This window comes from Cedecea neteri (assembly GCF_000758305.1).
Taxonomy (GTDB): domain Bacteria; phylum Pseudomonadota; class Gammaproteobacteria; order Enterobacterales; family Enterobacteriaceae; genus Cedecea; species Cedecea neteri_C.
In genome coordinates this window covers 1,875,135-1,891,754 of sequence record NZ_CP009458.1, presented here as the reverse complement: position 1 = coordinate 1,891,754, position 16,620 = coordinate 1,875,135, and the positions used below count along the sequence as shown (strand labels likewise).

At 54.4% G+C, this 16,620-nt stretch carries 14 protein-coding genes; 1 reads left to right on the top strand and 13 read right to left on the bottom strand.

Translation table 11 applies throughout. The features are described from left to right. Window positions 1-516 carry a DUF721 domain-containing protein gene (locus tag LH23_RS08855; RefSeq protein WP_039290300.1) on the top strand — a complete coding sequence of 172 codons (516 nt, stop codon included), beginning with the start codon at window positions 1-3 and terminating at the stop codon, window positions 514-516. A gap of 8 nt (window positions 517-524) precedes the next feature. Here LH23_RS08855 and lpxC read toward each other — a convergent pair whose 3' ends face one another. From lpxC to LH23_RS08790, 13 genes are all read right to left on the bottom strand, one after another. Next, window positions 525-1,442: a UDP-3-O-acyl-N-acetylglucosamine deacetylase gene (gene lpxC / locus LH23_RS08850; protein ID WP_039290297.1), complete on the bottom strand. Its 918-nt coding sequence runs from the start codon at window positions 1,440-1,442 to the stop codon at window positions 525-527. Window positions 1,443-1,543: 101 nt separating this feature from the next. Next, complete coding sequence (ftsZ, locus tag LH23_RS08845; RefSeq protein WP_008461800.1) at window positions 1,544-2,695, bottom strand: cell division protein FtsZ; 1,152 nt, start codon at window positions 2,693-2,695, stop codon at window positions 1,544-1,546. A 63-nt stretch (window positions 2,696-2,758) separates the two neighbouring features. Further along, window positions 2,759-4,015 (bottom strand): cell division protein FtsA, encoded by a 1,257-nt coding sequence (gene ftsA, locus LH23_RS08840; RefSeq protein ID WP_008461798.1) that lies wholly within the window; start codon window positions 4,013-4,015, stop codon window positions 2,759-2,761. Beyond that, window positions 4,012-4,848 carry a cell division protein FtsQ gene (gene ftsQ, locus LH23_RS08835; RefSeq protein WP_039290293.1) on the bottom strand — a complete coding sequence of 279 codons (837 nt, stop codon included), beginning with the start codon at window positions 4,846-4,848 and terminating at the stop codon, window positions 4,012-4,014. The genes ftsA and ftsQ overlap by 4 nt, the downstream gene beginning before the upstream one ends. A gap of 1 nt (window position 4,849) precedes the next feature. Then, window positions 4,850-5,770, bottom strand: coding sequence for a D-alanine--D-alanine ligase (locus LH23_RS08830; protein WP_039290290.1), 921 nt, complete (start codon window positions 5,768-5,770; stop codon window positions 4,850-4,852). Continuing rightward, on the bottom strand, window positions 5,763-7,238 hold the full coding sequence (gene murC / locus LH23_RS08825) for a UDP-N-acetylmuramate--L-alanine ligase (RefSeq protein WP_039290287.1): 1,476 nt from the start codon (window positions 7,236-7,238) through the stop codon (window positions 5,763-5,765). Before murC ends, LH23_RS08830 begins: the two co-directional genes overlap by 8 nt. A gap of 70 nt (window positions 7,239-7,308) precedes the next feature. After that, window positions 7,309-8,376, bottom strand: a complete 1,068-nt coding sequence (gene murG, locus LH23_RS08820) for an undecaprenyldiphospho-muramoylpentapeptide beta-N-acetylglucosaminyltransferase (RefSeq protein ID WP_039290284.1) — start codon at window positions 8,374-8,376, stop codon at window positions 7,309-7,311. Further along, complete coding sequence (ftsW, locus tag LH23_RS08815; RefSeq protein WP_039290282.1) at window positions 8,373-9,617, bottom strand: cell division protein FtsW; 1,245 nt, start codon at window positions 9,615-9,617, stop codon at window positions 8,373-8,375. The genes murG and ftsW overlap by 4 nt, the downstream gene beginning before the upstream one ends. Further along, window positions 9,617-10,933, bottom strand: coding sequence for a UDP-N-acetylmuramoyl-L-alanine--D-glutamate ligase (gene murD, locus LH23_RS08810; protein ID WP_039290279.1), 1,317 nt, complete (start codon window positions 10,931-10,933; stop codon window positions 9,617-9,619). The genes ftsW and murD overlap by 1 nt, the downstream gene beginning before the upstream one ends. 2 nt (window positions 10,934-10,935) lie before the next feature. Next, a complete protein-coding gene (gene mraY, locus LH23_RS08805; protein WP_039290277.1) occupies window positions 10,936-12,018 on the bottom strand; it encodes a phospho-N-acetylmuramoyl-pentapeptide-transferase in 1,083 nt (360 codons plus the stop codon). Next, window positions 12,012-13,370 (bottom strand): UDP-N-acetylmuramoyl-tripeptide--D-alanyl-D-alanine ligase, encoded by a 1,359-nt coding sequence (murF, locus tag LH23_RS08800; RefSeq protein ID WP_039290273.1) that lies wholly within the window; start codon window positions 13,368-13,370, stop codon window positions 12,012-12,014. Before murF ends, mraY begins: the two co-directional genes overlap by 7 nt. After that, window positions 13,367-14,854, bottom strand: a complete 1,488-nt coding sequence (murE, locus tag LH23_RS08795; protein ID WP_039290270.1) for a UDP-N-acetylmuramoyl-L-alanyl-D-glutamate--2,6-diaminopimelate ligase — start codon at window positions 14,852-14,854, stop codon at window positions 13,367-13,369. The genes murF and murE overlap by 4 nt, the downstream gene beginning before the upstream one ends. Continuing rightward, window positions 14,841-16,607 carry a peptidoglycan glycosyltransferase FtsI gene (locus LH23_RS08790; RefSeq protein ID WP_039290269.1) on the bottom strand — a complete coding sequence of 589 codons (1,767 nt, stop codon included), beginning with the start codon at window positions 16,605-16,607 and terminating at the stop codon, window positions 14,841-14,843. Before LH23_RS08790 ends, murE begins: the two co-directional genes overlap by 14 nt. Window positions 16,608-16,620 lie beyond the last annotated feature (13 nt).

The following is a 16,620-nucleotide window of genomic DNA, read 5'->3' as shown; positions in this document are numbered from 1 at the left end:
ATGCGCGACAGTCGCCCGCAATCTTTAGAAAATCTGTTTGACGAAGCCGGTCAGGAAAGCATGCTGCAAAACGTACAGCAACGTGCCGTCGCTTTACTACGCCTTAACCGGGCAGTGAAAGGCATTTTACCTGCTCCACTGCATCCCTGGTGCCGGGTGGCCAACTTTCGTCAGGGCATTCTCGTCCTTGAAACCGCAAATGCCAGCTGGCTGATGCGTTTACGCTATGAACAAGCCACGCTGCTGAGTGCATTACGCGCCCAAATATTACCATCATTGACATCAATCGACATCAGGATTAATCCTTCGCTGGCGGTAAAAGGGCAGGATTCTGTTCAAGAAAACACCACTCAGACAGAGACTGAGAAATACGAAGTGAATCGCCAATTGAGTAAAGAGAGTGCGGAAGCGTTGAGAGAGGTGGCTAAACGTAGCCCGGAGAAATTAAGAGCAACAATAGAACGACTGGCTTCACTGGCCGGAGAGGGTACCAGCAAAACCAGTCGTAATCGCTAATTCAAGCGTTACGCCAGCACCATTTTAGGTGCTTTAAACGCCAGCGGAAGTTCGGCTTCGTCTTCGAAGGTCGCCCATTCCCAGGCTTCCTGCTTAGCCAAAACAGCCTGCAGCAGTTTGTTGTTCAACGCGTGACCTGATTTATAGGCGGTAAATGCGCCGATAATATTATGGCCACACATGAACAGATCGCCGATCGCATCCAGCATTTTGTGACGAACGAATTCATCTTCAAAACGCAGGCCGTCTTCGTTCAATACGCGATAATCGTCAACAACGATGGCACAATCGAAGCTGCCGCCCAGGCACAGGCCACGGGACTGCAGATATTCGATATCACGCATAAAACCGAAGGTACGCGCACGGCTAATCTGACGCATGAATGCTTCAGCAGAGAAGTTCATGGTGTAGCGCTGGGTGCTTGCATCAATCGCCGGATGGTTGAAGTCGATGGTAAAGTCCAACGAGAAACCATTAAACGGTGACATTTCAGCCCATTTATCGCCATCTTCCACACGAACCGTCTCTTTCAGACGTATAAATTTCTTGGCCGAGTTCAGTTCGTCGATCCCTGCATCAAGCAGCAGATAGACAAACGGCGCCGCACTGCCGTCCATGATAGGGATTTCTGGTGCATCAACTTCAACAATAATGTTGTCGATACCCAGCCCTGCCAGGGCAGCGTTGAGGTGCTCTACGGTAGAAATCCGTACATCATGCTCGTTTACCAGACAAGTACAGAGCATGGTATCCCGCACGGATTTGGCATCAGCCGGAAAATCTACCGGAGGATTCAAGTCGGTGCGACGATAGATGACCCCGGTATTTGCCGGCGCAGGGCGTAGCGTCAGCGTGACTTTCTTGCCGGTATGTAAACCGACGCCAGTCGCCTGAACGATACGTTTAAGTGTCCTTTGTTTGATCATCGTATAATCCCGCCAAATTACTAAGCTAGCCGAGAGTGTATATCACTAACGGCAGGCCAGTTTAGCACAAAGAGCGAATATTCCCAACTTCCGGTTTATTCTTAATCAGCTTGCTTACGCAGGAACGCTGGAATATCCAGATAATCAGGCTCTTTCGCCGTCTGTGGTGTATTGTCGTTAACCACCTTAGCGGCCGGCTTTTGCTCTTGCGTCAGCGGAGCCATACCATGCTGCTGGTAACGATCCATCACCGGCTGCTGTACCTGCTTGTTAGTCACCAGGGTAATCTCAGGACGTTTGTCCATACCGATACCAGTAGCAACAACGGTAACGCGCAGTTCGTCGTTCATCTCTGGATCCAGAGAAGTACCGATAACCACGGTTGCATTGTCGGACGCGAACGCACGAATGGTGTTACCCACGGTTTCGAACTCATCCAGACGCAGGTCGAAGCCAGCGGTGATGTTAACCAGCACGCCACGAGCACCAGACAGGTCGATATCTTCCAGCAGTGGGCTGGAGATAGCCATTTCTGCCGCTTCTTCAGCACGATCTTCGCCGCTAGCAACGCCGGAGCCCATCATGGCGTAGCCCATTTCGGACATCACGGTACGTACGTCCGCGAAGTCAACGTTCATCAGACCAGGACGAGTGATCAGCTCGGCAATACCCTGCACAGCACCTTTCAGTACGTCGTTTGCCGCACCAAATGCGTCCAGCAGAGAAATACCACGACCCAGCACTTTCAACAGCTTGTCGTTCGGAATAGTGATAAGGGAGTCAACATGCTTGGACAGCTCGGCGATGCCCTGCTCAGCGAATGCCATACGCTTCTTGCCTTCAAAGTTGAAAGGCTTAGTCACGACGGCAACGGTCAGGATACCCAAATCTTTAGCAACTTCAGCCACAACAGGTGCAGCGCCGGTACCGGTACCACCACCCATACCTGCAGCGATGAACACCATGTCTGCCCCGTCCAGCGCAGCACGTAAAGCTTCGCGGTCTTCTTCCGCAGCGTTACGACCCACTTCTGGATTTGCGCCTGCGCCCAGACCTTTAGTGATCCCATTACCGATCTGGATCGTCTGGCCAACAGCAGTTTTACGCAGTGCCTGAGCATCTGTGTTAACCGCAAAGAATTCAACGCCTTCGATGCGTTCGCGCACCATGTGTTCAACGGCATTACCGCCGCCGCCACCGACGCCGATGACTTTAATCACCGCGTCGTTGGTCAGTTCCATAGGTTCAAACATAGTTTCTCTCCGTTTTGTGCCTGTCGCCTGAGACCGCTAATTGTCTCCGGTCTCTTATAAAAATTAAAATTCTTTTCTCAGCCAGCTATTCAGTCGCTTAAACCATGAGCCGACAGAGGTCCTTTTTTCCACTTCTGCTTCACCACTGAGATGTGATTCTTTCCCGTAGTGCAGCAACCCTACTGCGGTCGAGTAATACGACTCCTGGGCATAATCAGTAAGGCCAGTAATATTCAACGGCTGACCGATACGCACCTGCGTATGGAACACACGCTGAGCACAGGCTGCCAGGCCTTCAATTTGTGCCGCGCCGCCGGTTAACACAATCCCCGCCGCCAGGTGATGTTTAACACCCTGCTGGCGGAGCTGTTCCTGTAACTGCAAAATCTCTTCGTTGACCAGGTTGAGCAACTCTGTGTAGCGGGGCTCAATCACTTCGGCCAGCGTCTGACGCTGAAGGCTGCGCGGCGGACGACCACCCACGCTAGGAACTTCAACGTTCTCGTCTTTACCGACGATAGATCCCAGAGCACAACCATGGCGAACTTTAATCGCTTCCGCATCGCTCGGTGGCGTCCCGAAGGCATAGGCGATATCACTGGTCACCACGTTCCCGGCATAAGGGATAACTTTGGTGTGACGCAACGCGCCGCCGGTATACACCGCCATATCCATGGTACCACCGCCGATGTCCACAACACAGACACCCAGCTCGCGTTCATCTTCGGTCAGTACCGCATAGCTTGCGGCCAGACCGGCAAAAATTAATTGGTCAACTTTCAAACCACAACGTTCAACCGCTTTCACGATGTTTTTCGCCATATCGTTATGGCAGGTAATCAAATGCACTTTCGCCTGCATACGGACACCGGACAGGCCTACCGGGTTTTTGATCCCTTCCTGGTAATCAATAGCGTATTCCTGTGGAATCACATGCAGAACGCGGTGTTCATCGCGAACACGCACTGATTTTGCCGTATGCACCACATTTTCAACATCTTCCTGCGTCACTTCCTCTTCCGAAATCGGCACCATGCCTATCTCGTTTTGGCAGCTGATATGCTTGCCGGACAGCGCCAGGTAAACTGAAGATATCTGGCAGTCTGCCATCAATTCAGCCTGGTCAATCGCCCGTTGAACGCATTTAACCACCGACTCGAGGTCGTTTACTCCGCCTTTGTCCATACCACGCGAAGGGCAACTGCCCACGCCAATAATATTGACCATACCGTCGGGCAGAACTTCCCCTACTAAAGCGGCAACCTTCGCGGTGCCAATCTCCAGTCCAACTACCAGTTTTCTGTCCGTCGCCTTGATCATTGTTGTTCTGCCTGTGCCTGATTCTGTTGCTGATTCGGATTAGGTACCGGAGGAGGAAGTGCCTCCCAACCTACCGCGGCGCCTGAATCGTATCGCAGGTCGACATAACTGATCCGTTTGTTATCAGCCTGCGCCTGCTGCTGCAGAACCGGGTACAGTTCTACAAAACGATCCAGACGTTTCATCGTGTCGCCCCGACCAAGGTTGAGCTTAATTCCGTTATTCAGCGTCAACTGCCAGGAGCGGCGAGCGGTCATAGCCGCTTGTTTCAACGTAAATTTATCCTTTGCCAACACCACGCCCATGTCACGGTAACCTTGCAGAACTTCGTTTTCGCTACCTTCCGGGCCGGAAAGCATCGGCAAATTCTGCTTACTGGTGCGTTCTGCTGGTACGCTGAAGGAATTTCCCTCTGCGTCAACCATATGCTGGTCATTCCAACGCGCTACCGGCACATATTCAACCAGATGAATCTTCAATTCGTCCGGCCACTGCTTTCTAACGCTTGCCTGCTTGATCCAGGGCAAGCGCTCTATCTGCTGTTGGATGATATTGACATCCTGGGTCATAAAAGTACCCGGAGGCCCCAGGGCCAGAATAGACTGGCGTATATCATCATTACGTGTGTAGTGCCGCTCTCCGGTCACCACCAGTCTGGAGAGTGGCAAACGCTGGGCATCTTCCATCCAGCCCACCACAATCCAACCACCGATAAACACGCTCAACAGTACCGCACACAGGAAAATCATCCCTGCCAGACGGGACCCGTTGCTACGCCGAGAGCTGGCATTTTCCTCGGCACGATTACGCGCGTTCAGTGCAGCCTGCGACATATCAGTCCGCCAGTTCCAAAATACGTACAACCAGTTGTGAGAAGCTCATCCCCGCCTGACGAGCCGCCATCGGCACCAGGCTGTGGCTGGTCATCCCCGGAGAAGTGTTCACTTCTAACAGGTAAAACTGACCATCGCTATCCAGCATCACATCGACACGGCCCCAGCCGCTACAGCCGAGAATCTGCCAGGCCTGCAGAACTAATGCCTGCAATTCCTGCTCTCTTTGCTCAATTAATCCGCCAGGGCAGAAATATTGAGTTTCATCAGAGAGATACTTCGCCTCATAATCATAGAAGGTTCCAGCGGGTTGGATGCGAATAGACGGTAAAATTTCCTCACCTAAAATCGCAACCGTGTATTCCGGGCCGCTCAACCATTTTTCAACCAGCACTTCATCATCATGCTCAAAGGCCAGTTCAAGCGCGGCTGGCAGAGCATCCAGGCTATCCACCTTAGACATGCCTACACTGGAACCTTCACGACTCGGCTTAACGATAACCGGCACACCTAACGCAGTAAAACGCTCAAGCAGCGCAGTACTCAGTCCCGCAGCGAAATCCTGGCGATTAACGGCAACCCATGGTGCAACGGGCAAACCCGCGCCCTGCCACAGCAGTTTGCTGCGCAGCTTATCCATCGTTATCGCCGACGCCATAACGCCGCTACCGGTATAAGGCAGTTGAAGAAACTCCAACAGCCCTTGCAAAGTCCCGTCTTCACCACCGCGACCGTGCAGCGCGATAAAAACCTTGTCAAACCCCTGAGCCTTCAGCTCAAGTAGAGACTCGCTTTGTGGATCAAAAGCATGTGCATCAATACCGGCTTCTTTTAATCCCGCCAGCACCGCGCTGCCGGATTGCAAAGAAACCTCACGCTCAGCGGAGGTGCCTCCGAGAAGAACGGCGATCTTATCAGCCATGACGCCCTTCCTCTTTAGTTTGAGGCTGCAATTTGATTTCAGCCAGGTTTCGGGCGATTTTGCCGATATTCCCGGCACCTTGAACGAGGATCAAATCATTTCCCGTCAGAACCGGTGCCAAAATCTCCGCTACTTCCGCGTGATCGGAAACTAAAATTGGGTCCACTTTGCCACGGCCACGAATAGTGCGGCATAAAGAGCGGCTATCTGCTCCTGGAATCGGTGCCTCACCTGCAGGATAAACGTCCAGCATCACCAGGGAGTCAACCTGGGACAGCACCCCAGCAAAGTCATCATACAAATCACGCGTACGCGTATAGCGGTGTGGCTGGAAAATCATCACCAGATTTTTATCCGGCCAGCCTGCGCGCGCAGCCTTAATGGTGGCGTCCACTTCCGTCGGGTGGTGGCCATAGTCGTCCACCAGCATTGCGGTACCCGTTTTGCCATTTACCGGAGCCAGAGGATATTCGCCCAGGAAATCAAAACGACGCCCCGTCCCCTGGAAGCTTTCGAGCGCACGCAAAATAGAGTCGTCTTCGATACCCTCTTCCGTCGCAACGGCAACTGCAGCAGCCGCATTCAGCGCGTTATGACGGCCAGGTGCATTCAACACCACATGCATCTCAGGCTTGTCCTGGCGCACGATGGTGAAAAAGCCCTGAGCGCCTTTCTGCTGATAATTTTCAACGCGAACATCTGCATCGTCGCTAAAACCATATGTGGTGATTTGACGACCCACGCGCGGCAGAAGCTCACGAATTACCGGATCGTCTACGCACATCACCGCACGTCCATAAAACGGCAAGTTGTGCAGGAAATTAATAAACGTCTGCTTTAAATTTTCGAAGTCGCCCTGGTAAGTATCCATGTGATCGGCTTCGATATTGGTCACAATTGAGACCATCGGCTGCAGATGCAGGAACGAGGCATCACTTTCATCAGCCTCAGCAATCAGGTAGCGACTGTGGCCCAGACGAGCATGGACGCCTGCAGCTTTCACCAGGCCGCCATTGACAAAGGTTGGGTCCAGGCCTGCTTCGGCATAAATGCTCGATACCATCGCCGTTGTCGTGGTTTTACCATGCGTCCCCGCAATCGCAATGCCGTGACGGAAACGCATCAGTTCAGCAAGCATTTCTGCACGGCGAATGACCGGAATACGCGCTTCATGGGCAGCAACAATTTCCGGGTTATCCGCAGAAATCGCCGTAGAAACAACAACCACGCTTGCATCGCGCACGTTTTCCGGGCGATGGTTGAAATAAATCGTGGCACCCAGTGCCGACAACTGCTGCGTAACCGGGTTCGGCGCCAGATCGGAACCGCTGATCTGGTAACCTTCGTTAGCCAATACTTCGGCAATACCGCCCATACCGGCGCCGCCGATGCCAACAAAGTGAATGTGCCGGACGCGACGCATCTCGGGCACAATTGAACGCAGTTTCGCCAGTTGTTGTGTATTCATTCTCTAAACCTGCAAGCGGCATGCCGCCATTACATCAAATTTACGGGCGACAATTTGCCACCCACAAGTATTACGCGCGCGCTGCGGCGCTGACTTCGTTTGCTACACGTTCAGTTGCATCAGGAATGGAGGCAGCGCGCGCGCGCTCGGCCATTGCCAGCAACGTTGCTCTGTCCCACCCCGCCAGGGCACGGGTAACGGCATCCACGGTAAACTGCGGTTGCTCCAGTATTTTCGCAGCGCCAGCCTTTTCCAGCGGCAGTGCATTCCAGTACTGCTGCCGATCTTTGTGCTGGAAAGGAACAAACAAGGCTGGTAACCCTGCAGCTGCGATTTCACTCACGGTTAATGCCCCTGAGCGACAAACCACAACATCAGCCCATTCGTAGGCTGCTGCCATATCATCAATAAACTCGGTGACCTTGTGCTGAGGCTGCCCTGCTTCAGCATAAGCCTGCTGCACAACCGCCTGACCACCCTTTCCGGTTTGGTGCCAGATAGTCACGGATTCACCTAAACGCCCTGCGACCTGCGGCATGGTTTGGTTCAACACGCGAGCGCCCTGAGAACCACCGACAACCAGCACACGAACCGGGCCTTCTCTTCCGGCAAAACGCACTTGCGGCAGCGGTAAAGCAAGCACATCTGTCCGCACCGGGTTGCCAACGACCTCCGCTTTAGGGAATGCGCCGGGAAAGGCTTGCATTACCTTGGTGGCGATCTTTGCCAGCCATTTATTTGTCAAACCGGCTATGCCGTTTTGTTCATGCAAGACAACGGGAATGCCAAGAGACCAGGCAGCCAGGCCACCAGGCCCGGAAACATAACCGCCCATGCCCAGCACAACATCAGGTTTCCATGCTTTCATGATGGCGCGAGCCTGGCGCCACGCGTTGAAAATACGCACAGGGGCCAGCAACAAGGCTTTTACGCCCTTGCCGCGCAGGCCAGAAATGCGAATAAAGTCGATCTCAATCCCGTTTTTCGGCACCAGATCGGCTTCCATACGGTCCGCAGTACCAAGCCAGCGAATATCCCACCCTTCCGCCTGAAGGTGATGAGCCACAGCCAGCCCTGGGAAAACATGCCCACCGGTGCCACCCGCCATCACCATCAATCGCTTCGCTTTGCCCGTCATTTGGCACTCCGTGTAAACGCCTGGGCCTTAGCCAGACGCGTTTCATAATCTATTCTCAACAGCAGCATAATTGCCGTCGACATAATCAGCAGGCTGGAACCGCCGTAACTGATAAGCGGCAGTGTCAGGCCTTTAGTCGGCAACATACCCGCAGCAGCGCCGACGTTAACCAGCGCCTGGAAGCTAAACCAGATCCCGATAGAACACGCCAGGAAACCGGAGAAACGCTGATCCAATTCCAGCGCACGTTTGCCGATGGACATCGCACGAAAAGCGACGAAGAATACCATCAAAAGAGCAAGCACCACACCGATATATCCCAGCTCCTCACCGATGATCGAGAAGATGAAGTCAGTGTGCGCTTCAGGCAGATATTCCAGCTTCTGAACCGAGTTCCCCAGCCCTTGCCCCCACAATTCACCGCGCCCGAAAGCCATCAGCGATTGCGTTAACTGGTAGCCGCTGCCGAACGGATCTTCCCACGGGTTCCAGAACGATGTAACGCGGCGGATACGGTAAGGCTCGGCGAGGATCAGCAGGATAACCGCCGAGATCCCCATCCCGATAATCGCGATAAACTGCCACAGCTTTGCCCCTGCAAGGAACAGCATTGCCAGCGTAGTGACAAACAGCACAACTACGGTACCCAGGTCAGGCTGAGCCAGCAGTAGAACGGCCATCACCAGAATCACGCCCATTGGCTTCAGGAAGCCGCGCAGGTTATTTCGAACTTCATCCACCTTGCGCACAAGATAGTTTGCGAGATAACAGAACAGTGACAGCTTGGAAAATTCAGCGGGCTGAATACGCAGCGGGCCGAAAGCAATCCAGCGCGATGCCCCGTTAACCGAACTACCGACGACCAGTACAATCAGCAGCATCACGATCGAAGCCAGCAGCATCGCCGTACTGTGGCGCTGCCAGAAATCCATCGGCAAACGCAGCGTCACCATCGCCAGCACAAACGCGACGATGATGTAGAGCCCGTCGCGTTTAGCAAACAGAAACGGATCGTTTGCCAGACGCTGGCCAACCGGCATCGACGCCGAAGTCACCATAATAAAACCGATCGCGGCCAGGCCTAAGGTCAGCCAGAGCAGCGTGCGGTCATACAGCACCATGCTGTTGGCGTCGGCCTCGCGGGAGCCCATTACCCACCCTTTTAACGCCGAAGCGACCCAGGCCAGGATACCAAACCCTGGAATGCGGGGAACGCGAAGGCGAGGGAGAGATAAACGCATCAGCCTAGCTCCTTCGCTAATTGAGTAAACATGTCGCCGCGTTGTTCAAAGTTTTTAAACTGATCGAGACTGGCGCAAGCTGGGGAGAGCAACACCATATCGCCAAACTCCACACGGCCCGCGGCAAGTTTCATTGCCTGCTCCATGGTTTCTGTCTGCTCGGCAATATCCGGGCGCAACTCAGCCAGTTCCGCACCGTCACGACCAAAGCAGTACAGGCGAACGCGATCGCCCTGCAGGTAGCGAGCTAAAGGTGAGAAGTCGGCAGACTTCCCGTCACCGCCTAACAGCAGATGCAGCGTCCCTTCAACGTGCAGACCATTTAACGCCGCTTCTGTGCTGCCAACGTTGGTGGCCTTAGAATCATTAATCCAGCGAACGCCATTACGTTCCCAGGCTAGCTGGAAGCGATGCGCCAGACCGGTATAGGTAGTCAGTGCTTTCAGGCTGCTGGAGCGGGGAAGATTCACCGCGTCCGCTAGCGCCAGCGCGGCCAGAGCGTTGGTATAGTTATGCTGCCCAACCAGTTTCATTTCTTTGGTGTTGAGGATTTTCTCCCCTTTCACCCGCAACCAGGTGTCGCCCTGCTGGCGATTAAGATGATAATCGCCGACGTCGACACCAAAGCTGATACAGCGCTCGTCCGCGCCACGAACCGGCATCGTCAGCGCGTCATCTGCGTTGACCACGCAAACTTTGGCATTTTCATAGATGCTCAGTTTTGCCGCACGATATTGCTGCATCCCGAACGGATAGCGATCCATATGATCTTCAGTCACGTTCAGAACGGTCGCCGCCGCCGCTTTCAAACTATGGGTGGTTTCCAGTTGGAAACTGGAGAGTTCCAGGACATAAAGCTCGCAGCCTTTGTCCAGCAGCATTAAAGCAGGCAGCCCAATATTTCCGCCCACGCCCACATTCACACCAGCTGCTTTCGCCATCTCTCCCACCAGGGTAGTCACGGTACTTTTACCGTTAGAGCCGGTGATGGCGACGATCGGAGCCTGGGCTTCACGGCAAAACAGTTCGATATCACCGATTACCTCAATCCCGGCATCCACCGCCGCACTCAAGGCTGGAGTAGCAAGCGCCACGCCAGGGCTGGCAATAATCAAATCCGCCGCCAGCAACCAGTCTTCATTCAGCGAACCGGTATGGCGGTCAACGCTCTCAGGCAGTTTATCGAGACCAGGAGGAGAGATGCGGGTATCCATTACGCGTGGCGTAATGCCGCGCGCAATAAAGAAATCCACGCAGGACAGGCCCGTCAGGCCCAGTCCAATGATGACAACGTTTTTACCCTGGTAATCTGCCATGTTTAGCGAACCTTCAGCGTAGCCAGGCCAATCAGCACCAGCATCAGCGAAATAATCCAGAAGCGCACAATCACGCGCGGCTCCGGCCAGCCTTTCAATTCATAATGATGGTGAATGGGCGCCATACGGAAGATACGCTGTCCTCTGAGCTTGAACGAGCCTACCTGCAGGATCACCGATAACGTTTCAACAACGAACACGCCGCCCATAATCACCAGCAGGAACTCCTGGCGCAGCAGTACCGCGATCGTCCCAAGCGCCCCGCCGAGAGCCAGGGAGCCCACATCACCCATGAAGACCTGAGCCGGGTAAGTGTTGAACCACAGGAAGCCCAGGCCGGCGCCGACAATCGCCGTACAGACGATAACCAGTTCGCCCGCGTGGCGCAGGTAAGGTATGTGCAGATAACCCGCAAAGTTCATGTTCCCCGTCGCCCATGCCACCAGTGCAAAACCAGCGGCAACGAATACGGTCGGCATAATCGCCAGGCCATCAAGGCCATCGGTCAGGTTTACCGCATTACCGGTGCCGACAATAACGAAGTACGCAAGCAGCACGTAGAACAGGCCAAGCTGCGGCATAACGTCCTTGAAGAACGGCACAACAAGTTCAGTTGCTGGCGTCCCTTTCCCGGCTGCATACATTGTGAAAGCAACGACCAGCGCAATCACCGACATCCAGAAATATTTCCAGCGCGCAATCAGCCCTTTGGTGTCCTTACGAACCACTTTGCGGTAGTCATCGACAAAGCCAACGATCCCGAAACCGATCAGCACAAACAGCACGCACCAGACGTAAGGGTTCGAGGGATAAGCCCACATCAGTACGGACACCACAATGGCGGTCAGGATCATAATCCCGCCCATGGTTGGCGTCCCTTTCTTGCTAAAGTGAGACTCAGGGCCATCGTTACGTACAACTTGCCCGAAGGAGAGTTGCTGTAAACGTGCGATCATACGCGGCCCCATCCACAGGGAGATAAACAGAGCGGTCAGCAGGCTGACGATGGCGCGAAACGTCAGATAGGAAAAGACGTTAAAGCCGGAATAATATTTGACCAAATGTTCGGCCAGCCAAACTAGCATGCTTGTTTCTCCTGTAATGCGCGAACCACCTCTTCCATGGCCGCACTACGTGAACCTTTCACCAAAATGGTTAAAATTGAATGTTCCGCGATAAGCGCTTTCAAACGCTCCACCACGGCCTGTTTATCAGTAAAATGTTCACCAACTTCTGATGCGTCACTGAGCGTTTTGCTTAACACGCCAACGCTCAAAACACGGTCAATACCTGCGGCTTTAGCGGCTTCGCCAACCTGACGATGGCAAGCTTCGGCTTCATCGCCCAGCTCGCCCATATCGCCAACTACCATCACTCGGTAACCCGGCATTTCTGACAATACCTGTGCCGCCGCAGTCATTGAGCCCACGTTAGCGTTGTAGCTGTCGTCCAGCAGCAGCTGGTTCTCTGCAAGCTGGATAGGGAACAGACGACCCGGCACCGCTTTAAGCTCAGCGAGCCCTGCTTTTACAGCTTCGAGCGTCGCACCAACGGCCATCGCTAATGCGGTAGCTGCCAGAGAGTTAGCAATATTGTGGCGACCCGGCAGCGGCAGAACGACATCAACATCGCCCTGAGGGGTATGCAGAGTAAATTCTGTGCCGTGGGAGGTGATATGGATATTCGTCGCGGTGAAATCACTGCCTGCCGCGTTGGGTGAGAAGCGCCAGGTTTTGCGATCGCCAATAATCGCCTGCCAGTTCAGCCAGTCGTTATTATCGGCGTTGAGGATCGCCGTGCCGTTTGCAGCGAGGCCGGTAAAGATCTCGCCTTTAGCTTTCGCCACGCCAGCCAGGGAACCAAAGCCTTCAAGATGCGCAGCCGCCAGGTTATTCACCAGCGCCGCTTCCGGGCGGGTTAACCCTACGGTCCAGGCGATTTCCCCCTGGTGGTTTGCACCCAGCTCAATAACGGCATAGTCGTATTCCGGCGTCAGGCGCAGCAGCGTCATTGGCACGCCAATATCGTTATTCAGATTGCCTGCGGTATAAAGCGTGTTGCCGCACTGACGCAGAATAGACGCCGCCATTTCCTTCACGGAAGTTTTGCCGGAAGAGCCGGTTAGTGCCACAACGCGAGTTGGCACCTGCTGGCGAACCCACGCGCCTAGTTCACCAAATGCAAGGCGGGTATCGGCCACAATCAGTTGGGGCACATCAATATCCAGCTTACGGTTAACTAATAATGCACCAGCACCACCTTTCACCGCATCGGCGGCAAAGTCATGGGCATCAAAACGTTCGCCTTTCAGCGCAACAAACAGACAGCCAGCCGTCAGCTTGCGGGTATCCGTTGTGACATCAATAATGTCGGCGTCTGCGCCATGTAGCTGTCCATTAAGAATGGACGCCAGTTGCTTCAGGGAGACGCGAATCATGCCACAACCCCTAACAGACGAGCCGCGGTGACGCGGTCGGAGTAATCCAGACGACGGTTGCCGACAATCTGATAGTCCTCGTGTCCTTTACCTGCCAGCAGAACCACGTCATTTTCTTTGGCCTGCATAATCGCGTTGGTCACCGCTTCTGCGCGCCCCAGTACAACGTGCGCACGGCCAGCATCCAGCATACCGGTCAGAATATCGTTGACGATAGCCTTCGGTTCTTCGGTGCGCGGGTTGTCATCTGTTACCACCACCACATCGGCATATTGCTCGGCAATCCCGCCCATAATAGGCCGCTTGCCCTTGTCGCGGTCGCCGCCACAGCCAAACACGCACCACAACTTGCCGGAACAGTGCAGACGAGCTGCCTGCAGCGCTTTTTCCAGCGCATCCGGCGTGTGGGCATAATCCACAACCACGGTAGGTTTGCCGTCAGTGCTGAACACTTCCATTCGCCCACAAACTGGTTGCAGACGCGGGCCAGTTTCAATTAATGCTTCGAGCGGATAACCCAGCGCCAGCAACGTGGCTAAAGCCAACAGTAGGTTACTGACGTTAAACGCGCCCATCAGACGGCTTTCGATCTCGCCTTCACCCCACGATGAACTGAAGCGAATTGTCGCCCCACCGTCGTGATAAATCACTTCATCAGCTTTCAGCCAGCGCCCATGTGCACCCGGCTCAAGGTTATTTTCCATGGTGACCGCCACAGCATCCGGCAGGCGCGCCAGCCAGCGGTGACCCACTTCGTCATCGGCGTTGATAATCGCCTGACCGCAGTCATGCTCGGAAAACAACAGCCACTTAGCGGCTTCGTAATTCGCCATATCACCATGATAATCAAGGTGATCGCGGCTTAAATTGGTAAACACCGACGCGGCAAACTTCAGCGCCGCCACACGATGCTGAACCAGACCATGGGATGAAACTTCCATCGCGCCAAAGGCTGCGCCCTGAGCCTTCAGGCTCGCCAGCACGTGCTGCACGTCTACCGCAGAGCCGGTGGTATTTTCTGTCGGCACAACCTGCCCGAGTAGGCCATTGCCTACGGTCCCCATCACGGCGCTGGTTTCACCCAACAGCTGTGCCCACTGTGCCAACAGTTGAGTCGTTGTCGTTTTGCCATTGGTGCCGGTAACACCAACCAGACGCAAGGATTCAGAAGGCTGGTGATAGAAACGGCCAGCCAATGCAGAAAGGCGCTGATGCAGTTGGCTCAGGTAAATAACCGGTACGCCGTGCATCTCGCGAACTTCACCATCCGCCGCTTCACCGTCCGCTTCTGCGATCACGGCAGCCACACCCTGTGCTATCGCCTGCGGGATATAACGACGCCCGTCCGCCTGATGACCGACCACGGCCACAAAAAGATCGCCCGCAGCCGCCACGCGACTGTCGAGTGTCATCTCTCGCAGCGCTCTCGCAGGTAGCCCGGCTACCCACGGAGCAAGAAGGTCGCTCAAATTACGATCTGCCACCTGATGCCTCTTTCTGATTAATTACAAATTCGCTTTTCTCACCGGTCGCCAGCGCATCCGGCTCGATGTTCATGGTGCGCAGTACGCCGCCCATGATGGCACCGAACACAGGTGCAGATACGGCACCGCCGTAATACTTACCGCCCTGCGGGTCATTGATAACCACCACCAGCGCAAATCGCGGCTGGCTGGCTGGCGCAACGCCTGCGGTGTAAGCAATGTATTTGTTTATGTACTTACCGTCCGGCCCGACTTTTTTCGCAGTACCGGTTTTAATCGCAATACGGTAGCCCTTAATGGCCGCCTTCACGCCGCCGCCGCCTGGCAGTGCCACGCTTTCCATCATGTGCACCACGGTACGGACGGTTGATTCAGCAAAGATACGCTCACCGGGAACCGGCGGGTCAACTTTGGTTATCGACAGCGGGCGATAAATGCCATAGCTGCCAATCGTTGCGTAGACTCGCGCTAACTGTAACGGGGTTACCATTAGCCCATAGCCGAAAGAGAAGGTGGCCCTCTCTATGTCAGACCACCGTTGTTTTTGAGGATATAAGCCACTGCGTTCCCCGACCAACCCCAAATTGGTCGCTTTTCCCAGTCCAAAACGTGAGTAAGTATCTACTAACGCTGAGGAGGGCATCGCTAACGCCAGCTTAGAAACACCGACGTTACTCGACTTCTGTAAGACCCCGGTAAGGGTCAATTCGCTGTACCGCGCCACATCTTTGATCTCATGACCATTAATGCGGTACGGAATTGTATTCAGTACGGTATTTTCATTTACCACGCCACGCTGCAGCGCGGTCATCACCACCATCGGCTTAACGGTGGAACCTGGCTCGAAGACGTCGGTGATGGTGCGGTTACGCATTACGTCTTTTGCCGTGCCGGTCAGATTATTCGGGTTGTAGGACGGGCTGTTAGCCATCGCCAAAACTTCACCAGTATTCACATCAACCAAAACAGCGCTGCCCGATTCGGCTTTGTTGAAAGCAACAGCGTTATTCAGTTCGCGGTAAACCAGCGCCTGCAGGCGTTCATCAATGCTCAAAGCCAGGTTATGGGCGGCCTGGCTGTCGGTAGAGGAAATGTCTTCGATAACGCGCCCGTAGCGATCTTTACGCACAATGCGCTCGCCCGGCTGACCGGTAAGCCATTTATCAAAGCTTTTTTCCACCCCCTCGATCCCTTCGCTGTCCACGTTGGTGAAGCCGATAAGGTGAGCAGTCACTTCGCCGGATGGATAGTAGCGACGAGATTCCTGCCGCAGGTGAATTCCCGGAAGCTTAAGCTTTTTGATGTAGTCACCAATATCCGGGTTAACCTGACGCGCAAGATAAATAAATCGCCCATTGGGGTTGCTGTTCACGCGGGATGAAAGCTGGTCGAGAGGAATTTTTAGTGCGTCGGCCAGCGCCTTCCAGCGGTTGTCCAGCGTCACTCCACCAGCGTCATGCAATTCTTTTGGATCGGCCCAGACGGCATTGACCGGTACGCTAACCGCCAGAGGGCGTCCCGCGCGATCGCTTATCATCCCTCGGGAAGTAGACACTTCCTGCACGCGCAATGAACGCATGTCACCCTGGCGTACCAGCATGTCCGGGTTAATGATTTGCAGCCAGGCGACACGGCCCAGAAGGAAAGCCAGCGCTAACAGAATGCAACCGCAGAGCAACGCAAAACGCCAACTCACAAAGTTGGCCTGTTCTTCCTGACGTTTTGGTTTAAGCGTTTTTGCCGCTGCTCTCATCTGCCGCACGATT